The 19,477-nt window shown below is 66.2% G+C and carries 13 protein-coding genes; 9 read left to right on the top strand and 4 right to left on the bottom strand.

Translation table 11 applies throughout. From position 1 onward, the window contains the following. Nucleotides 1-43 precede the first annotated feature (43 nt). From RTY46_RS11975 to RTY46_RS11945, 7 genes are all read left to right on the top strand, one after another. A complete protein-coding gene (locus RTY46_RS11975; protein ID WP_312708592.1) occupies nucleotides 44-3,100 on the top strand; it encodes a TonB-dependent receptor in 3,057 nt (1,018 codons plus the stop codon). Nucleotides 3,101-3,336: 236 nt separating this feature from the next. Continuing rightward, complete coding sequence (locus RTY46_RS11970) at nucleotides 3,337-4,944, top strand: glucoamylase family protein (protein ID WP_108750094.1); 1,608 nt, start codon at nucleotides 3,337-3,339, stop codon at nucleotides 4,942-4,944. Further along, complete coding sequence (locus tag RTY46_RS11965) at nucleotides 4,913-6,292, top strand: sugar ABC transporter substrate-binding protein (RefSeq protein ID WP_312708591.1); 1,380 nt, start codon at nucleotides 4,913-4,915, stop codon at nucleotides 6,290-6,292. The genes RTY46_RS11970 and RTY46_RS11965 overlap by 32 nt, the downstream gene beginning before the upstream one ends. Then, the gene (locus RTY46_RS11960) at nucleotides 6,289-7,170 is read left to right on the top strand and encodes a sugar ABC transporter permease (protein ID WP_312708590.1); all 882 of its coding nucleotides are present in this window, start codon (nucleotides 6,289-6,291) and stop codon (nucleotides 7,168-7,170) included. The genes RTY46_RS11965 and RTY46_RS11960 overlap by 4 nt, the downstream gene beginning before the upstream one ends. Continuing rightward, nucleotides 7,167-8,003, top strand: a complete 837-nt coding sequence (locus tag RTY46_RS11955) for a carbohydrate ABC transporter permease (protein WP_108750092.1) — start codon at nucleotides 7,167-7,169, stop codon at nucleotides 8,001-8,003. Before RTY46_RS11960 ends, RTY46_RS11955 begins: the two co-directional genes overlap by 4 nt. Further along, complete coding sequence (locus RTY46_RS11950; protein ID WP_312708589.1) at nucleotides 8,000-11,167, top strand: discoidin domain-containing protein; 3,168 nt, start codon at nucleotides 8,000-8,002, stop codon at nucleotides 11,165-11,167. Before RTY46_RS11955 ends, RTY46_RS11950 begins: the two co-directional genes overlap by 4 nt. Before the next feature lie 2 nt (nucleotides 11,168-11,169). After that, nucleotides 11,170-12,054, top strand: coding sequence for an endonuclease/exonuclease/phosphatase family protein (locus tag RTY46_RS11945; RefSeq protein ID WP_312708587.1), 885 nt, complete (start codon nucleotides 11,170-11,172; stop codon nucleotides 12,052-12,054). A gap of 315 nt (nucleotides 12,055-12,369) precedes the next feature. Here RTY46_RS11945 and RTY46_RS11940 read toward each other — a convergent pair whose 3' ends face one another. Further along, nucleotides 12,370-15,603: an Rne/Rng family ribonuclease gene (locus RTY46_RS11940; protein ID WP_312708586.1), complete on the bottom strand. Its 3,234-nt coding sequence runs from the start codon at nucleotides 15,601-15,603 to the stop codon at nucleotides 12,370-12,372. A gap of 407 nt (nucleotides 15,604-16,010) precedes the next feature. Between RTY46_RS11940 and RTY46_RS11935 the strand changes: the two genes are divergently transcribed. Continuing rightward, nucleotides 16,011-16,985, top strand: a complete 975-nt coding sequence (locus RTY46_RS11935; RefSeq protein ID WP_312708584.1) for an RluA family pseudouridine synthase — start codon at nucleotides 16,011-16,013, stop codon at nucleotides 16,983-16,985. Nucleotides 16,986-17,113: 128 nt separating this feature from the next. Here the strand turns inward: RTY46_RS11935 and zupT are convergent, their stop codons facing one another. The 3 genes from zupT to RTY46_RS11920 form a co-directional block, all read right to left on the bottom strand. Continuing rightward, complete coding sequence (gene zupT / locus RTY46_RS11930) at nucleotides 17,114-17,923, bottom strand: zinc transporter ZupT (RefSeq protein WP_312708583.1); 810 nt, start codon at nucleotides 17,921-17,923, stop codon at nucleotides 17,114-17,116. A gap of 99 nt (nucleotides 17,924-18,022) precedes the next feature. Next, complete coding sequence (locus RTY46_RS11925) at nucleotides 18,023-18,439, bottom strand: energy transducer TonB (RefSeq protein ID WP_312708582.1); 417 nt, start codon at nucleotides 18,437-18,439, stop codon at nucleotides 18,023-18,025. Further along, nucleotides 18,439-18,786: a 4a-hydroxytetrahydrobiopterin dehydratase gene (locus RTY46_RS11920; RefSeq protein WP_312708580.1), complete on the bottom strand. Its 348-nt coding sequence runs from the start codon at nucleotides 18,784-18,786 to the stop codon at nucleotides 18,439-18,441. Before RTY46_RS11920 ends, RTY46_RS11925 begins: the two co-directional genes overlap by 1 nt. 90 nt (nucleotides 18,787-18,876) lie before the next feature. On the opposite strand from RTY46_RS11920, the gene RTY46_RS11915 reads away from it, so the two are divergent. Further along, complete coding sequence (locus tag RTY46_RS11915; protein WP_312708578.1) at nucleotides 18,877-19,476, top strand: NfuA family Fe-S biogenesis protein; 600 nt, start codon at nucleotides 18,877-18,879, stop codon at nucleotides 19,474-19,476. Nucleotide 19,477 lies beyond the last annotated feature (1 nt).

The following is a 19,477-nucleotide window of genomic DNA, read 5'->3' as shown; positions in this document are numbered from 1 at the left end:
CAGGAACCGCGCAAGCGGTTACCACCACCCGGAGATTGAGTTGATGATGCATTCCACCATCCGCACGCCGGCACGCCGGCTGCTGAGCACCGCCCTGGTCAGCTGCCTGATGCTGGCCGCCGCCCCGAACGTGATGGCCCAGTCGGCCAACGCCAGCCTGCGCGGCCAGGTGTCCGGCGCCCAGGCCGGCGCGGAAGTGACCGCCACCAACGTGGCCACCGGTTCGGTTCGTCGCGGCACTGTGCGTGCCGACGGCAGCTACTCGCTGATGGGCCTGGATCCGGGCACCTATGACGTGGTGGCCAACGGCCAGACCCAGAAGGTCACCGTCACCGTGGCTTCCACCGCCACGCTGAACTTCAGCGAAGCGGCCGCCACCGGCGGCGGCAGCACCGCGGCCACCAACCTGGACACGGTGAACGTGGTCGCGCCGACCCTGCTGCAGGAAGTGCGCACCTCCGAAGTCGGCAAGACCGTCAGCCTGCAGCAGATCCAGACCACCCCGCAGGTGTCGCGCAACTTCCTGGAATTCGCCGACGCCGTTCCGGGCATGATCTTCACCCGTGATGCCAAGGGCAACACCTCGCTGCGTGGCGGTGCCACCAATGCCGACGGCACCAACGTCTACATCGACGGCGTGGGCCAGAAGAGCTACGTGAAGGGCGGCGGCGTGGCCGGCCAGTCCGGCAGCGCCGGCAACCCGTTCCCGCAGCTGGCCATCGGCGAATACAAGGTCATCAGCGGCAACTACAAGGCCGAGTACGGCCAGGTGTCCAGCGCCGCGGTGACCGCCGCCACCAAGTCCGGTACCAATGAATTCAAGGGTGAGGCGTTCTACCGCTACACCGACGAAGACATGCGCGCCAAGACCCCGGCCGAGCGCCAGGCTGGCCAGGACAAGATGGTTTCGGCCGAGAAGGAATACGGCTTCGCCCTGGGCGGCCCGATCGTCAAGGACAAGGCCCACTTCTTCGTGACCTACGAAGCCAAGCGCTTCGACCTGCCGGTCACCATCGCGCCGGACGGTGCGGTGACCAGCAGCGTGGGTCTGCTGCCGGCTGACGGCGCTGCCGGCCTCGGCCCGGCCAGCCAGCCGTTCCAGCAGGACCTGATCTTCGCCAAGGTCGACTTCGAGCCGACCGACAACGATCGCATTGAACTGACCTTCCAGGACCGCGACGAAACCCAGCAGCAGTTCAGTGGCCAGACCTCGCCGGAAGCCGGCCGTGAAGTGGTCAACACCGACCGCCGCTACGCACTGCGCTGGAACCACAGCGGTGAGCGTTACTACAACGAATTGATGGTCACCCACGAAGATTCGTTCAACAACCCGACCCCGCTGACCCTGGCCAACGGCATCACCTACACCGCGCCGGACGGTACCGAAGACCGCACCATCGTCAAGGTCGGTGGCGCTTCGGCACTGGATTCGCAGGTGAAGGGCCAGAAGGGCTGGTCGATCGAAGACAACCTGACTCTGGACGGCATCCAGTGGGCGGGCGACCACACCATCAAGATGGGTGTGAAGTACAAGGAAATCGATCTGTACGCCTCTGACGCGGCGCAGATCAACCCGACCTTCACCTACACCCTGGGTGATCCGGACTTCCCGTCGGACATCCCGTACAAGGCGCAGTTCGTCAAGCCGGTCACCGGCGTGTCGGGCGTGTCCGGTGAAGTGCGTTCCAAGGCCAAGCAGCTGGGTCTGTTCATCCAGGACGACTGGCAGGTCAACGACCACCTGCAGATCAACCTGGGCCTGCGCTGGGATTACGAAAAGAACCCGGCCTACCTGGACTTCGTGACCCCGCAGCAGGTGGTGGACGCCATCTACTCGCAGGACCCGCGCGCTGCCGCCGGCCAGACCTACGCCGATTCGCTGGCGCTGGGCGGCCTGGATATCAGCGATTACATCAGCAACGGCCACAACCGCAAGGCGTTCAAGGATGCCTGGCAGCCGCGCCTGGGCTTCTCGTATGACATCAACGCCGACGAGCAGCACGTGATCCACGGTGGTGCCGGCCGTTCCTACGACCGCGACCTGTTCGACAACCTGCAGCTGGAAACCACCAAGCTGGCCCTGCCGCAGCCGACCATCTATTTCCGCAACCCGGCTACCGGCACCTGCATCAACGGCCAGGCCGCCTGCTACGACTGGAACCCGAACCTGCTCAACGGCATCGGCAACCTGCAGGCCCTGGTGGGCGCCACCAGCAATGCCGGTCTGGAAGTGGACCTGCTGAACAACAAGCTGAAGGCCCCGTACTCGGATCAGTTCAGCCTGGGCATGAGCAACCAGATCGGTGACTGGCTGACCGACGCCACCATCGCCCGTACCCTGAGCTACGACGGCTTCGCCTTCACCCTGGGCAACCGTTACCCGACCGGCCAGTTCTTCGATGACCCGCGCCTGTGCGGCGGCACCGACCCGGGCCTGAGCCAGGCCTGGAGCTGCAACGTGCCGGGCTTCGGCAGCCTGATCATCGGCCAGCAGGGCATCAAGACCCGTGCGACCCAGGTGCTGCTGTCGGCGCAGAAGCCGTTCACCAAGGAAAGCGGCTGGGGCACCTCGATCGCCTACACCTGGACGACCGCGCGCCACAACCGCGACATCAACGAGAAGTACGCGTTCGACCGCGGCCTGATCGGCGATTACCCGACCATCCGTTCCAACGGCGCGCCGCGCCACCGCTTGGTGGTGACCGGTTCGTATGCGGGCTTCTGGGGCATCACCTTCGGTGGCAAGATCACCCTGGCCACCCCGACCGCCGTCAATGACTGGTACGGCATCCCGCAGGCCAGCGGCTACACCCTGCCGACCCCGCAGGCCGCCGTGCCCAACGCCAATGGCAAGTTCCTGATCGGTGGCAAGGTGTTCGGCTACCGCTCGGTCGACCTGCAGGCGACGAAGACGTTCAAGATGCCGGGTGATACCGAGCTGTACGCTCGCCTGGACATCATCAACGTGTTCAACTTCGACAACTTCTCCAGCTACAACTACATCAAGAGCAACGGCAAGCTGCAGGCCAGCTACAACGAGACCGGTGACATCATCGGTACGCCGCGCCAGATCAAGGCCGAAGTGGGCTTCCGCTTCTGATGATCGCCCCTGGTACCGCCGGTTCGCCGGCGGTACCGGTGGTGCAATGGCCGGCCTTCGTGGCCGGTCCATTGCCCATGCCAGTGCACCGCTTCTGCACGGTGCACTGGCATGGGCAATGACGGCGACACCCGGGCCACGTTTTTCGTGGTTTTTTAAGAGTCCGTTCTGTAAACGATTTCAGGTGTTTGGACGTTATGCTCTTCCATCGAACAGCCCACCGGAGGAACCGCGCCATGCAGGCACGCCACCTGTTGACCGCCGCTGCGATGACCCTGGCCATCGCCGCCTGCAAACCGGCCCAGCAGGAAGCGCCTGCCAAGCCCAAGCCGCAGGTGATCCTGGTCGAGGCCGACGCACCGCCGCGGCCGATGAAGCCGGAGCTGCCGCCGCTGTTCGACGATATCGAGCGCCGCACGTTCCAGTTCTTCTGGGATACCACCAATGAACTGAACGGCCTGACCCCCGACCGCTATCCGTCGCGTCCGTTCGCCAGCATCGCCTCGGTGGGCTTCGCCCTGACCGCTTATCCGATCGGCATCGAGAACGGCTGGGTCAGCCGCAACCAGGCCATCGACCGCACCCTGACCACGCTGAAGTTCTTCCGCGATGTGCCGATGGGCCCGCAGCGCACCGGCAAGGCCGGTTACAAGGGCTTCTACTACCACTTCCTGGACATGCAGGAAGGCCGTCGCTACGACAGCTGGGTGGAACTGTCCTCGGTGGATACCGCGCTGCTGATGATGGGCGTGCTGTTTGCCCAGTCGTACTACGACGGCGACGACCCGCGCGAAAAAGAGATCCGGCAGATCGCCGACAGCCTGTACAAGCAGGTGGACTGGCCGTGGCTGCAGCAGCGCGCACCGCTCATTTCAATGGGCTGGTTCCCGGAAAGCGGCTTCATCGACCACGACTGGATGGGCTACAACGAGGCGATGATGGTCTACATCCTCGCCCTGGGCTCGCCCAGCCACCCGGTCAGCCCGGATGCGTGGACCGTGTGGACCCGCACCTACGACAACGACTGGGGCGTCTACCAGGGCCAGGAATACCTGTCCTTCGGGCCCCTGTTCGGCCACCAGTACAGCCACGTCTGGATCGATTTCCGCGATATCCAGGACGCGTACATGCGCGAACGCGGCAGCACCTACTTCCTCAACAGCCGTTCGGCGGCGCTGGCCCAGCGTGAATACGCCATCGCCAACCCGATGAACTGGAAGGACTACGGCGAAAACGTGTGGGGCCTGACCGCCAGCGATGGCCCGCAGAACACCACCCAGGAATACCGCGGCGAGCAGCGCCAGTTCCGCCATTACTCTTCGCGCGGCGCAGGCCTGCGCGAGAACTTCGACGACGGCACCATCGCCCCGACCGCGGCGGTGTCCTCGATCGTGTTCGCGCCGGAGGAAGTGATCCCGGCCACGGTGGAGATGCACAAGCGCTATGGCGACTACATCTACTCCAGCTACGGGTTCCTGGATTCGTTCAACCCCAGCTTCAACTACGACATTCCGATCAAGACCGGGCGACTGGTGCCGGATCGTGGCTGGGTCGCCAGCGATTACATCGCCATCGACCAGGGCCCGATCCTGACCATGATCGCCAACTACCGCGACGATTTCGTCTGGGAAGTGATGAAGAAGAACCCGTACATCCGCAAGGGTCTGGAACGGGCAGGGTTCAGTGGTGGCTGGCTGGCGCCGGAAGGCGAATTCCAGCCGCTGCAGCTGCAGAAGGATGAGAAGGCCGCGGCGGCGCGCGCGGTGGGTATCGCAGAATCGCGCGCGGCCGCCGCGCAGGAACAGAAGAACAATGCCAACCGCAACACTGGACAGGGGAAGTAAGCCGGTGCAACCCTGGACCCATCGCCTGCGCCGCTGGGCGCTGCCGCTGCTGGCCGCGCTGGCCGTTGCCGGCTGCGCCCGCACCGAGCAAGGCACCACCACGGTGCGTTTCTGGGCAATGGGCCGCGAAGCCGAAGTGGTCAGCGAGCTGATACACGAGTTCGAAGCCGAGAACCCCGGCATCAAGGTGGATGTGCAGAACATTCCGTGGACGGCCGCGCACGAGAAGCTGCTGACCGCCTTCGCCGCCGATGGCCTGCCCGATGTCTGCCAGCTGGGCAACACCTGGGTACCCGAGTTCGCCGAACTCGATGCGCTTACCCCGCTGCAGCCGTTCGTGCAGCGCTCTACCGTGGTCGATCCGCAGGACTATTTCCAGGGCATCTGGGATACCAACGTGATCCACGGCGAGCTGGTGGGCGTGCCGTGGTACGTCGATACGCGCCTGATCTATTACCGCAAGGACCTGCTGGCCAAGGCCGGTTTCGACCACCCGCCGCGCACCTGGGCCGAGTGGGACCAGCAGATGGCCGCGATCAAGAAGATGCAGGGCCCGAACCGCTATGCGGTGCTGATGCCGATCAACGAATTCGAGCAGCAGCTGTCGCTGGCGCTGCAGCAGCCCGATCCGCTGCTGCGTGACGACGACACCCGTGGCAACTTCGCCAGCCCCGGCTTCCGCCGCACCCTGGCGTTCTACTCGAACATGTTCGAGCAGGGCTGGGCGCCAAAGATGTCCGAAACCCAGATCTCCAACGTCTGGGATGAATTCTTCCGCGGCTTCAATGTCTTCTACATCTCCGGGCCCTGGAACATCCGCGAGTTCAAGAAGTTGCAGCCCAAGGCGCTGGAAGGGCAGTGGGGCACCGCTGCGCTGCCGGGTCCGGACGGTCCGGGCGCGGGTATCGCCGGCGGCACCAGCCTGGTGATCTTCCGCAAGTCGCAGCAGAAGGAAGCGTCGTGGAAGCTGATCGAGTTCCTGTCGCGGCCGGAAATCCAGGCGCGCTTCCATTCCATCATCGGTGACCTGCCGCCGCGTCGTAGCACCTGGAACGCGCCGTCGCTGGCGGGCGATCCGCTGGCCGCGGCCTTCCGTGACCAGCTGGAACGGGTCAAGCCCACGCCGAAGGTGCTGGAGTGGGAGCGCATCGTGCAGGAAATGCGCATCGTCACCGAAAAGGTGGTGCGCGGTGGCCTGCCGCAGGACAAGGCCGTGGAAGAGCTGGACCAGCGCGTGGACAAGGTGCTGGGCAAGCGCCGCTGGATGCATGAACAACAACGCCTGCAGGGCGGCGGTGCGCAGGCACCTGCCGATGCGCCGGCCGCAGCGGCCGGGAGCCCGCAATGAAACGTACTTCGCTTGCCGGCTGGATCTTCGCCGGCCCCTCGTTGATCGTGCTGGGCCTGTTCTTCGGCCTGCCGGTGGCCTCGGCGCTGGCGCTGAGCGTGACCGACTTCGATCTGTACGCCCTGTCCGACAGCAGCAACCTGCGGTTCGTCGGCCTGGGCAACTACATCGATCTGCTGCAGACCCCGATGTTCTGGAAGTCGCTGTGGAACACCACGTACTTCGTGGTGATCGGTGTCCCGCTGTCGATCAGCGTGTCGCTGGGCGCGGCGATGCTGCTCAATGCGCCGGCCGCCCGCTTCAAGGCGCTGTTCCGCACCGCGCTGTTCGCCCCGGTGGTGACCACCCTGGTGGCGGTGGCGGTGATCTGGCGCTACCTGTTCCATACCAGCTACGGCCTGGTGAACTACGGCCTGGGCCACATCGGCATCAGCCCGATCGACTGGCTGGGCGACCCGAACTGGGCGATGCCCACCATCATGCTGTTCGCCGTGTGGAAGAACTTCGGCTACAACATGGTGATCTTCCTGGCCGGCCTGCAGGCCATCCCGCATGACCTGTACGAGGCCGCGCGCATCGACGGCGCCTCGCGCTGGAAGCAGTTCCTGCACATCACCCTGCCGATGCTCGGCCCGGTGCTGCTGGTGGTCGGCGTCATTACCGTGTCCGGCTACTTCCAGCTGTTCGCCGAACCGTACGTCATGACCCGCGGCGACCCACTGCAGAGCACCGTCAGCGTGCTGTATTTCATGTTCGAGGAAGGCTTCAAGTGGTGGAACCTGGGTCGCGCCTCCGCGGTGGCGTTCCTGCTGTTCCTGATCATCCTGGCGGTGACCACCGTGATGCTGCGTTTCGGCCGCAAGAGGCAGTTGGTATGAGTCGTGAAATCGGCCAGTCGCGCTGGCACCCGTGGATGGTCAATGGTGCGTTGCTGGTGCTGGCCCTGGTCAGCCTGGCACCGCTGCTGTGGATGGTCTCGGTCTCGTTCATGCCGCAGGGCGAGGCCACCCATTTCCCGCCGCCGTTGCTGCCCTCGCACGTCACCACGCGCAACTACCTGGAGTTGTTCGCGCGCACCGGCATGGGCGGCAACTTCGCCAACAGCCTGCTGGTCTCGCTGGCGATCACCCTGGGCTCGCTGCTGCTCAACACCATGGCCGGCTATGCGTTCGCCAAGCTGAATTTCGTCGGCCGCGAGCGCCTGTTCCAGGTGTTGATGGCTGCGCTGGTCATTCCGGCGCAGGTGGCCATGCTGCCGTTGTTCCTGCTGATGAAGCAGCTGGGGCTGGTGAACAGCTTCGGCGGCGTGATCGTGCCGGCACTGGCCAGCGTGTTCGGCATCTTCCTGGTGCGCCAGTACGCTCGTTCCATTCCCGATGAGCTGCTGGAAGCGGCGCGCATCGACGGGGCAGGCGAGCTGCGCATCTTCTTCCAGATCGTGCTGCCGATGCTCAAGCCGGTGCTGGTGACCCTGGCGATCTTCACTTTCATGGGTGCATGGAACGATTTCATGTGGCCGTTGATCGTGTTGACCGACCAGGAGCACTACACTTTGCCGGTGGCACTGGCCACCCTCTCGCGCGAACACATCATGGACGTGGAAATGATGATGGCCGGCGCGGTGGTCACCGTGGTTCCGGTGCTGGCGCTGTTCCTGGTGCTGCAGCGGTACTACATCCAAGGTCTGTTGCTGGGGAGTGTGAAGGGATGAAGCGTGCGATCGCCGTTGGATTGGGCCTGCTGTGGTCTTCCCTGGCGATCGCCGCACCACCGGCGCTGCCCGCGCCGAAGGTGATTGATGACTTCGACGAGGTCGGCGCCTGGAAACTGGTGCTGTCCGACCAGGTCAGTGGTTCGCTGCGCCCGGTCACCGTGCCGGGCGGCGGCCGCGCGTTGTGCCTGGACTACGATTTCCACAAGGTGTCCGGCTATGTCGGCCTGCGTCGTGCGCTGAACATCGAGTACCCGGTCAACTACCGCTTCGGTTTCCAGCTGCGCGGCGATTCACCGGGCAACGATCTGCAGTTCAAGCTGATCGATGCCAGCGGTGACAACGTCTGGTGGGTCAACCGCCCCGGTTACAGCTTCCCCAAGGCGTGGACGCCGGTGGAATACCGCCGCCGGCAGATCGACAAGGCCTGGGGCCCGTCGGCCGAGAAGGAGATGGCCCGCAGTGCGGCGATCGAGTTCACCATCTACAGCAAGGTAGGCGGGCGTGGAACGGTGTGCTTTGACAAGCTCACCCTGCAGGGCCTGCCCGCGCCGGATACCTCGCCGCTGCAACCGGCTGTGATTGCCGATACCGCCCCTGCGCTGCAGGACCGCATGGTCGACGGCAAGAGCGACACCTTCTGGATCAGTGGCGGGGTCAAACAGCAGACCATCAGCCTGGACCTGCACGACACGCGCGAGATCGGCGGTGCCGTGATCGACTGGCTGCCCAGCCTGGAAGCGAACCGCTACACCGTTCGTACCTCGCAGGACGGCCGCGACTGGCGCACCGTGCGCGAAGTGACCAGCGGCGGCGGCGGCCGGGACTGGCTGGCGCTGCCCGACACCGACGCGCGCTACGTGCGCTTCGATCTGCAGGGCGGCCCGAACTGGCGCTACGGCATTCGTGACATCGCGCTGAAGCCGCTGGCCTTCGCGGCCACCCCCAACGCCTTCCTGTCGTCAGTCGCGGCAGATCTGCCGCGCGGTGCGCTGCCGCGTGCGTTCGTTGGCGAACAGCCCTACTGGACCCTGCTCGGTCTGGATGGTGGCCAGGAACAGGCGCTGATCAGCGAAGACGGTGCGCTGGAGCCGGCCAAGGGCAGCTTCAGCATCGAGCCGTTCGTCCGCCTGGATGGAAAGCTGCTGGACTGGTCCAACGTGGCCATCACCCAATCGCTGCAGGATCGCTACCTGCCCATCGCCAACGTCGATTGGGTGCATGAGAAGGCCGGGCTGTCGGTGACCGGTTTCGTGCAGGGCACGCCCGAGCGCGCGCAGCTGATTGGCCGCTACCGCTTGAGCAACCCGGACAAGGTGGCGCACGAATACACCCTGGCCCTGGCGATCCGGCCGTGGCAGGTGAACCCGCCCACGCAGTTCCTGAACACCACCGGCGGCTTCAGCCGCATCGAAAGCCTGGACGTGGGCGACCAGCTGGTCCGCATCAACGGCGAGCCGCGCGTGTATCCGCTGCAGGTGCCTGATGCGCGGTTTGCCAGCACGTTCGATGGCAAGCTGGATGCGATGCACCTGGCCTCGGGGAAGATACCGGCGACCACGGCCGTGAAGGACTCCACCGGCCTGGCCTCCGGCGCCCTGCTGTACACCATCAAGCTCGAGCCTGGGCAGAGCCGCGAGGTGGCCGTGGTGCTGCCGCAGACCGGCGGCTGGAAGCCGCAGGCGCTGGACGTGGCCAAGGCCCAGCAGCAGGTCGCGGCGATGTGGCGTGAGAAGCTGGGCGTGGTGTCGCTGCAGGTGCCGGCCGCCGGCCAGCCGCTGGTGGAAACCCTGCGCACCGCTGTCGCCCATATGCTGATTTCGCGGGTGGGGCCGCGCCTGCAGCCGGGCACGCGTTCGTATGCACGCAGCTGGATCCGCGACGGCGCAATGATTTCCGAAGGGCTGCTGCGCATGGGCCGCAGCGACGCGGTGCGTGACTACGTAAACTGGTATGCGCCCTTCCAGTTCGAGAACGGCAAGGTGCCGTGCTGCGTGGATGCGCGCGGCAGCGACCCGGTGCCGGAGAACGACAGTCACGGCGAGCTGATCTACAACATCGCCGAATACTGGCGCTACACCGGCGATGGCACCTTCCTGGAACTGATGTGGCCGCACGTTCAGGGCGCCTACCAGTACATGGAACAGCTGCGTGCCAGCGAACGCACCGAAGAGAACCGTGCGCGCAACCCCGCCTTCTACGGCATGATGCCAGCCTCGATCAGCCACGAGGGCTATTCGGCCAAGCCGATGCATTCGTACTGGGACAACTTCTGGGCGCTGCGTGGCTACAAGGACGCGGCGATCATCGCCGCCCAGCTGGGCAAGCTTGAGGCCATGCAGATCAGTGAATCGCGCGACCAGTTCCGTGATGACCTGCAGGCGTCGCTGCAATCGGCCATGCACCAGCATCGCATCAACTTCCTGCCGGGCTCGGCCGAGCTGGGCGATTTCGATGCCACCTCCACCACCATCGCCCTGGCGCCGGGCGGCGAGCAGGGGCGCTTGCCGCAGCAGGCGCTGGATGCCACGTTCGAGCGCTATTGGAGCGAGTTCGTGGCGCGCCGCGACGGCAAGCGCGAATGGAAGGATTACACCCCCTACGAGTGGCGCAACGTGGCCGCGTTCGTGCGCCTGGGCTGGCGTGACCGTGCCTGGCAGGCCACCCAGTTCTTCTTCAAGGACCGCGCGCCGCAGGCCTGGAACCAGTGGGCCGAGGTGGTCTCGCGCACGCCACGCAAACCGTTCTTCGTCGGCGATCTGCCGCATGCCTGGGTCGCTTCGGATTTCGTGCGCTCGGCGCTGGACATGTTCGCCTACAACCGCGATGTGGATGACGCGCTGGTACTGGCGGCGGGTGTGCCCACGGCCTGGCTGCAGGGCGAGGGCATTGCCGTGCAGGGCCTGCGTACGCCGCAGGGCCAGTTGAACTACCGCCTGCAGCGCAACGACAAGCAGCTGGTGCTGGAAGTGCAGCCGGGCCTGCTGCCGCCGGTGGGGGGCGTGGTGCTGCCGTGGCCCTACAGCGGCGAACCCGGCGCGGCCACGGTCAATGGCGAGCCGGCCGAATGGGTGGACAACGAGCTGCACGTGCACGCGCTGCCTGCGCGTGTGGAAATTGAAGTGCCAAGCGCGGTGCGCCGCGCCGAACGCAAGGGGCAGTAAACATGGCGTTGAAGCAGGGGAGGGCGCGCGTGGCGTTGCGCGCCCTGGGGCTGGCGATGGCACTGGCATTGCCCGCGTTGGCGGTGGCGCAGCAGGCAGGTGAGCCTGTCGTTGCGCAGGCATCGACCGCGCCCGGCATGGGCATGGTCACCTTCAACCTGCACCATGACCGCGAAGACTGGCCGACCCGGCGGCGCACGATCGTGGCCGAGCTCAAGCGCCTGCAGCCCGATGCCATTGCCCTGCAGGAAGTGATCCAGCGCCGCAACGTACGCAATCAGGCACAGTGGCTGGCCAGCCAGCTCGGTTACAAGTACGTCTTCGTATCCACCGATCCGGTGGGTGCGCCCAAGCGCTATGGCAACGCGCTGCTGACCCGGCGCCCGATCCTGGCCCACGGCGAGCACCTGCTGCAGCCGCTGGATGACTACCGCACCGTGGCCCACCTGCGCATCGACGTGGACGGGCAGCCGGTGAACGTCTATGCCACGCATCTGAACGAGCGCAGTGACGAGCGCGGCCAGGGCATCCGCCGCAGCCAGGTGGAAGACCTGCTGCGCTTCATCACAGAAACCTCGGCCGGTGCGCCGGTGGTGATCGCCGGTGACTTCAACGCGCTGGTGGATGCCGGCGACCTGAGCGAACTGCGCAGCCACTACGGTGACAGCTACGGCAGTGTGCACGTGAACACCGACCTGTCGGCGGTCAGTACCTTGAACCGGCACTATTACCAGGCGCCCTCGCGCATCGACCACATCTTCTTCCAGCAGGACCGGATGGTCGCGCGCGAAGCCAGGATCCTGTTCGACCAGCCCGACGACAGCGGTCGCTGGGCGTCGGACCATTACGGGGTGTGGACCCGCCTGCAGTTCGCCCCGGCCCGCTGACGCCGCGGGGCTTCATGCTCTGGTAGGTGCCGATCTTGGTTGGCACGGACGCATCCGCGTGCGGTGAATCAAAGTGCCAACCAAGGTTGGCACCTACGAAGCAAGTCCCTCTCAGCGCGAGTTGAATTCGTGGCAGTGCCACACCCGCTCTTGCTCTGGTAGGTGCCGACCTTGGTCGGCACGGACGCATCCGTGTGCGGTGAATCAAAGTGCCAACCAAGGTTGGCAGCGACCAAGGCCGTGTGGGCCGCAGAAACAAAAACGGCGGGGATCATCGATCCCCGCCGTTTCGTTTTCACGCGATCTGGAAAACGATCAGTTCGCCGGCGGCGTGCGCTTGGCGGCTTCTTCGTCTTCGTCCGACGCCTGTGCTTCTGCCGCCTGGCTGGCTGCATCGGCGTGGCCGTCGGCCACCGGGTCGATCGACGGCGTCACCACGGCTTCGGCCACCGGTGCGGCGGCTTCGACCGGAGCGGCTTCCACCGCGACCGGGGCGACCGGCTGTTCAACAACCGGCTGAACGTCCACGACCGGTGCAGCTTCAACGACCGGTGCAGCGATCGGGGCGGTTTCGACCACCGGAGCAGCGTCAACCACGACCGGCTTTGCTTCGACCACCGGCGCAGCGTCGCTCACGACCGGAGTGGCTTCAACCACCGGAGTGGCTTCCGCCGCCGGGGCTGCCGGCACGACCGGCTGCACCGGGGTGGCCGCATCGATGGCCTCCAGCATGCTGGTCTGCACCGGGGTCGGCTTCGGCTGTTCCGGCTGCGGGGCGGCTTCGCGGGCCACCGGTACGTCCACGGACTGCACTTCGGCAACGGCTTCCAGCACGACGCTGCTGACCGCCGCCACCGGCGCGGCAGCGGCAACAGCGGCCGGTGCGCGCGCGGGCTTGTCGGCCCCTACGTGGACCGGTTCAATTTCGTCGTCGAAATCGAACTCCGGCTGCGAACGTGCCGGCTGCTGCGCGGCGACCGGGGCGGGAGCGGTGCTCTCGCGGTTCGGTTCGGCCACGTCCTGCTCTTCGCTGTCATCACCGTCATCCTGGTCATCGCCCAGCACATCGGAACCGCTGGCGTTCTCGGCGCCACCGCGACGACGACGACGGCCGCCACGACGGCCGCGCCGGCGGCGGGTCGCCCCTTCGCCAGCCTGCTCGCCGTTGGCCGAATCTGCCACGGTGTCTTCATCGCCGGCCACCACGCCTTCGACCTCAGCGGTCGCGGGCGGGGTCGTATCAGCGGGGGCCTCGACCTGCGCTGCCGGAGCGGCAACCGGGGTGGCTACCGGTGCGGTGGCTTCCTGCGCGGTGACCACGTTGGCGGCCACGGCAGTGGCGGCGACCGCGGCGGCCGGTGCTGCTTCGATGGCCTCTTCGGCCACGCTGCGCTGCGGCTTGTCGGTCGGCTTTTCGCCATCCTGCGGACGCGGCTGGCGCGGCTGCTTCAGCTTCGGCTGCTGCTGACCCTGACCCTGACCCTGACCCTGGTTCTGGTTCGGGTTCTGGTTCTGGTTCTGGCCCTGCTGCTCGTTGCGCGGCTTGTTCTGCTGCGGCTGCTGGGCAGCGTCCTTCTGCTGCTTGCCCTGCTGCGGCTGCTGCTGCGCATTGCCGTTGTTGTTGCGGCCGTCCTTGCGCTGTTCGTTGCGGTCCTTGCGGTTGCCGCCGTCCTTCTGCGCGTTGCCGTTGCCACCATTACCGCGGTTTTCGTCGCGGCGGTCCTTGTTGCGGTCCTTGTTGCGATCCTTGTTACGGTCCTTGCGCTGGCCGCCGTCCTGCTGCGGTTGGCGTGCGACCGGGGCCGGCGCGGCGGCCGGGGCCGGTTCGCCGCCAAAGATGCGCTTCAGCCAGCCGACCACGCCGCCGCTGCTGGCAGCGGCCGGGGCAGCTGCAGCCACCGGGGCCGGGGCCGGGGCGGCCGCCGGTTCGGCTTCCGCACGCACCGGGGCCGGCGCGGTGTGCTTGACCTGGGTGACCGCCGGCGGCGGGATGTTCAGCTGGCCCTTGGTCAGGGCATGCACCGGCAGCTTGCGCGGGGTGCCGCGCTGGTAGCTGGGCTTGTTGCTCTCTTCACCCAGCTCGTTCTCGCGCAGGCGGGTCACGGTGTAGTGCGGGGTGTGCAGCTGCTCGTCGGCGACGATCACGATCGGCGCTTCGTGGCGGCGTTCGATCTCGCGCAGGGCGCTGCGCTTTTCGTTCAGCAGGTAATTGGCGATCTCCACCGGGGCCTGTACCAGCACCTGCCCGGTGTTTTCCTTCATCGCATGCTCTTCGGCCACGCGGATGATCGACAGCGACAGCGACTCGACGCTGCGCATGCGGCCATGGCCATCGCAGCGCGGGCAGACGATCTGGCTGGATTCGCCCAGGCTCGGGCGCAGGCGCTGGCGGCTCATCTCCAGCAGGCCGAAGCGCGAGATGCGGCCGACCTGCACGCGTGCGCGGTCGTACTTCAGCGCGTTGGCCAGGCGGTTCTCGACCTCGCGCTGGTGCTTGTTGGAGGCCATGTCGATGAAATCGATGACCACCAGGCCGCCCAGGTCGCGCAGGCGCAGCTGGCGGGCCACTTCCTCTGCCGCTTCCAGATTGGTCTGGAAGGCGGTGTCTTCGATATCGCTGCCCTTGGTGGCGCGCGAGGAGTTGACGTCCACGGCGGTCAGCGCTTCGGTCTGGTCGACCACGATCGAGCCACCCGACGGCAGGCGCACGTTGCGCTCGTAGGCACCTTCGATCTGCGATTCGATCTGGAAGCGGTTGAACAGCGGGATATCGTCCTTGTAATGCTTGAGCTTGCGCAGGGTCTGCGGCATCACCTGCTGCATGAACTCCTTGGCGTGCTCGTACATCTCCTCGGTGTCCACCAGGATCTCGCCGATGTCGGCGCGCAGGTAGTCACGCAGGGCGCGCACGATCAGGCGCGATTCCTGGTAGATCAGGAACGGCGCCGGCTTGCTCAGGGCAGCTTCGGCGATGGCGCGCCAGACGTTCAGCAGGTAATCCAGATCCCACTGCAGTTCTTCGGCATCGCGGCCGACGCCGGCGGTGCGGATGATCACGCCCATGTCGTCGGGGATGTTCAGCTTGTCCAGGGCGTCCTTCAGGGCGGCCCGGTCTTCGCCTTCGATGCGACGCGAGACACCGCCCGCGCTCGGCGAGTTCGGCATCAGCACCATGTAACGGCCGGCCAGGGAGATGAACGTGGTCAGGGCGGCGCCCTTGTTGCCACGCTCTTCCTTGTCCACCTGGACGACGATTTCCTGGCCTTCCTTCAGCAGCTCGCGGATGCCGGCCTTGTTGTGGTCGACGCCGGCCTGGAAGTAGTCGCGGGAAATTTCCTTCAGCGGCAGGAAGCCATGGCGGCCACCACCGTATTCCACGAAGGCCGCTTCCAGCGAGGGCTCGATGCGGAAGATCCGGCCCTTGTAGATGTTGGACTTCTTCTGTTCCTTCGACGGCTGCTCGATATCGATGTCATACAACGATTGGCCATCGACGATGGCAACACGCAGCTCTTCGGCCTGCGTGGCGTTGATCAGCATTCGCTTCATTGTTGCGTTCCTCGCAAGCGGCTACCGCGCGGAACGCCATGGGGTTTCGCCTCTGGACACGGTTCGCCGCCCATTCGCGCATGCGCGGGGAGGGCGGCTTCGGTTTCCAGCGCTACGACACCACGGCAGGCCGCGGGAGCGCTTCACTTTTCTGGTTTTGGGGTGTTGCAGGGCCGGAGGCAGCTGTCAGCCAGGCTGGAGCGCCACACGGGACATGTTCAGCTCGGTTGCGTGTCAGGCATCCGGCGATGGCCGGGAAGGCCGGTGAGCCGCTAACATGGCCGCCCCGCGGGCGGTGGTCGCGCACTGTGCCGGATTCGTCGGAAGCTGGGCTTCTGGCCCTGAGTAACTTCCAACAAAATCAATCCCTTATCTCGCCCCCCGAGTGTAACAGAATAAACAGCCCGATGACTGCCTCAGACCCCACCAAGCCCGCTGGCGACAAGCCTTCCGTGCGCATGATCACCGTTCCCGAGGACCGTGCAGGTCAGCGCCTGGACAACTTCCTGCTGGGCCAGCTCAAAGGGGCCCCGCGCAGCCTGGTCTACAAGCTGGTGCGCAGCGGCCAGGTGCGTGTGAACGGCGGCCGCGCGAAGGCCGAACGCAAGCTGGAGGCGGGCGACGAGGTGCGTGTGCCGCCGGTTCGTCTCACCGAGGAAGGAGACAGGGCCGGCCCGCCCGAGGCGTTCATGCGCCGGCTGGAGCAGGCGATCGTGTTCGAGGACGCGCGCCTGCTGGCCCTGAACAAACCCACCGGCGTGGCCAGCCACGGCGGCAGCGGCATCAGCTTCGGCGCCATCGAGACCCTGCGTGCGCTGCGCCCGGGGCAGACCCTGGAGTTGGTCCACCGGTTGGATCGCGACACCTCGGGCCTGCTGATCGTCGCCAAGAAGCGTTCGGCGCTGAGCGAGCTGCAGGCGCTGCTGCGTGAAGACCACGGTGCCGGCATCCGCAAGCGCTACCTGACCCTGCTGGCCGGCCGCATGCCCGACGGCGTGATGACGGTTGACGCGCCGCTGCACGTGGGCCTGCGCCAGGGCGGCGAGCGCCATGTGCAGGTGAACGCGATCGGCAAGGAATCGATCAGTCACTTCCGCGTGCTGGAGCGGCGCGGTGGGCATTCCTACTGCGAGGTGCGCATCGAGACCGGGCGTACCCACCAGATCCGTGTGCACGCCCAGCACCTGGGGCATCCGGTCGCCGGTGATGACAAGTACGGCGATCCTGCCGTCAACAAGCGGCTTCGCGAGCAGATCGGGCTGAAGCGCCTGTTCCTGCATGCCGCGTCGCTGGAGTTTTCGCTGGACGCGGGCAAGACTCCGTACGTGCTGAACGCGCCGCTGGCCGAGGAGCTGGTGGAAGCGCTGGATCGCCTGAAATAACCCGTGTAGCGTCGAGCCATGCTCGACGGCTGTTCGGCCGGGTCGCGGAAAGCCAGTCGAGCATGGCTCGACGCTACAAGGCCGGGGCGGTAGATCCACGCCATGCGTGGATGTGCGTTACAAGGTCATCACCACTTGAACAGCACCAGGCTGATCGCCAGGGTGCCCATGCCGGCCACCAGCCCGTATACGGTCTCGTGGCCCTTGGCGTAACGCTTGGCCGCCGGCAGCAGCTCGTCCAGCGCCAGGAACACCATCACACCGGCAATCAGGCCGAACACCCAGCCGAACGTGGCATGCGACAGCGAGCCCTTCAGCAGGAAATAGCCGATCACCGCGCCGACCGGTTCGGCCAGACCTGACAGCAGGCTCGCCGCGAAGGCGTGCAGCTTGTTCTGCGTGGCGAAATACACCGGCACCGCGATCGCAATGCCCTCGGGAATGTTGTGGATGGCAATGGCAAACGCCAGCGGCATGCCGACTGACGGGCTTTCCAGGGTAGCGAAGAAGGTGGCCAGGCCTTCCGGGAAGTTGTGCGCGGTGATGGCGATGGCCGTCAGCAGTCCCACCCGCTTGATGTAGGCCTTGTTGTTGTCGCGGAACGACGGGTCCTGCTTGTCCAGCGTCTCATGCGGGTTGGGAATCAAATGGTCGATGACCACGATTGCCAGCATGCCCAGCAGGAAGGCCACCGTGCCGTAGGTGAAGCCGCTGCGCTCACCGTAGGCCAGTGAGAACGAATCGATCGCCTTGTTCAGGATCTCCGACAGCGAGACATAGACCATTGCGCCGCCGGCGAAGGCCAGGCCAAACGCCAGCAGGCGCGGGCTCGGCCGCCGCGAGAACAGGACCAGCAGGCTGCCAATGGCGGTGGCCAAGCCAGCGGCGAGGGTGACCGCAAGCGCGATCCAGAAATTTTCCGGGGAGATCTGCAACATTTACCGACGCGTTCCTGGTCGTTCAGCAGCCGCCCGGAGAGGCCCTGGGCGGCGGGGAGGCGAGGCGGGCGTCGGCTGGCCTGGTTGCTGCGTGGGCCGTCAGCCGCCGCGGCGCATCCGCTCTTCAATGGCAAAGCACTGGTCCGGCTTCGGCTGCGGCGGGTTGAAGCTGACCGGCACCTGGATCGTGGCCGGTACCGCGGCACCATTGCGGGTGGCGGCCTTGAACTGCCAGCCCTGCACGGCGGTGCGGGCCAGCTCGTCCAGCTGCGGGTTGCCCGCGCCGGTCAGCAGGGTTACTTCGCTGGGCTTGCCGTCGGTGCCGATCACCACCTTGAAGGTGCTGGTGCCGCCCACGCCCAGGCAGGCCAGTTCCAGCGGGTACTGCGGCGGCGGGGTCTTCACCGCGGCCACTTCGGTGGGCGGGGTGGCCGGCGCTGCCGGGGGCTCTGCGCCGCCGCAGCCGGCCAGGCCGGTGGCAGCCAACAGGGAAAGGCTCAGCAGTCGCACGTTCATCACAGTTGCTCCGTCAGGGCCGAAGTCTTGGCCGCGCAGATGAAGTCGTTCTCGCTCAGACCGCCCACGTCGTGGGTCGAATAGCGCACGACCGCGCGGTCGTAGTGCACGCCCAGGTCCGGGTGGTGGTCCTCGTGGTGGGCGATCCAGGCCAGCGCGTTCACGAAGGCCATGGTTTCGTAATAGTTCTTGAAGCGGAAGGTGCGCACCAGCGCCTGGCCGGCCTCGGCCAGCTCCCAGCCCGGCAACTGCGGCAGCAGCTCGGCCAGGCGGGCCTCGCCCAGCTTGTGGTCGCTGCCCTTTCGCGGCACGCAGTGCGCCTGTGCCAGCGGAATCAGGTCGGACATGGGTTCCTCCACCTCGTGTTGACTGAACAATGCGCCGGACGGTGTATAAATCGAATGAGCGGCCGACGCTGACTTGGCTAGAATAGCCTGATGATCCAGATCTCCGACACTGCCCAGACCCATTTCCGCAAGCTGATCGAACGTGAGGGCGTGCCCGGCATGGGCGTGCGCCTGAGCGCGGTCGACCCTGGCACGCCGCGCGCCGATGCGCGCCTGGAGTTCGCCGAGCCGAGCGATCTGCTGGGCGACGAATGGGCCGTGGATTGCGACGGCTTCACCCTGTACGTCGACGCTACCAGCGTCGGCTGGCTCGATGGCGCGGAAATCGACATCGTGGCTGGCACCGCCGGCACCCAGCAGCTCACCATCAAGGCGCCGCGCATCAAGGGCGAAGCGCCCGGTGAAGCGGCCTCGCTGGTGGAGCGCGTGCATTGGGTGGTGGAAAACGAGGTGAACCCGCAGCTGGCGTCGCACGGTGGCAAGGTGGCCGTGCAGGAAGTCTCGGCCGACGGCGTGGTGCTGCTGCGCTTTGGCGGTGGCTGCCAGGGCTGCGGCATGGCCGATGTCACCCTGAAGCAGGGCATTGAAAAGACCCTGATGGGCCGGGTGCCGGGCGTGACGGCGGTGCGTGACGCCACCGACCACGACAGCGGCCACGCGCCGTACATTCCCCGCGGCAACGCCGCCTGAC

It is taken from the genome of Stenotrophomonas sp. (assembly GCF_032056425.1).
Lineage (GTDB): Bacteria > Pseudomonadota > Gammaproteobacteria > Xanthomonadales > Xanthomonadaceae > Stenotrophomonas.
Note: the sequence above shows the minus strand (reverse complement) of the source record. Positions and strands in the feature narration are given on the sequence as shown.

Coding starts and splice junctions, on each gene's coding strand:
- zupT (WP_312708583.1), bottom strand. CDS start 17,923: ATGTTGCAGATCTCCCCGGAAAATTTCTGGATCGCGCTTGCGGTCACC.
- RTY46_RS11950 (WP_312708589.1), top strand. CDS start 8,000: ATGAAGCGTGCGATCGCCGTTGGATTGGGCCTGCTGTGGTCTTCCCTG.
- RTY46_RS11960 (WP_312708590.1), top strand. CDS start 6,289: ATGAAACGTACTTCGCTTGCCGGCTGGATCTTCGCCGGCCCCTCGTTG.
- RTY46_RS11955 (WP_108750092.1), top strand. CDS start 7,167: ATGAGTCGTGAAATCGGCCAGTCGCGCTGGCACCCGTGGATGGTCAAT.
- RTY46_RS11970 (WP_108750094.1), top strand. CDS start 3,337: ATGCAGGCACGCCACCTGTTGACCGCCGCTGCGATGACCCTGGCCATC.
- RTY46_RS11935 (WP_312708584.1), top strand. CDS start 16,011: ATGACTGCCTCAGACCCCACCAAGCCCGCTGGCGACAAGCCTTCCGTG.
- RTY46_RS11920 (WP_312708580.1), bottom strand. CDS start 18,786: ATGTCCGACCTGATTCCGCTGGCACAGGCGCACTGCGTGCCGCGAAAG.
- RTY46_RS11945 (WP_312708587.1), top strand. CDS start 11,170: ATGGCGTTGAAGCAGGGGAGGGCGCGCGTGGCGTTGCGCGCCCTGGGG.
- RTY46_RS11925 (WP_312708582.1), bottom strand. CDS start 18,439: ATGAACGTGCGACTGCTGAGCCTTTCCCTGTTGGCTGCCACCGGCCTG.
- RTY46_RS11975 (WP_312708592.1), top strand. CDS start 44: ATGATGCATTCCACCATCCGCACGCCGGCACGCCGGCTGCTGAGCACC.
- RTY46_RS11915 (WP_312708578.1), top strand. CDS start 18,877: ATGATCCAGATCTCCGACACTGCCCAGACCCATTTCCGCAAGCTGATC.
- RTY46_RS11940 (WP_312708586.1), bottom strand. CDS start 15,603: ATGAAGCGAATGCTGATCAACGCCACGCAGGCCGAAGAGCTGCGTGTT.
- RTY46_RS11965 (WP_312708591.1), top strand. CDS start 4,913: ATGCCAACCGCAACACTGGACAGGGGAAGTAAGCCGGTGCAACCCTGG.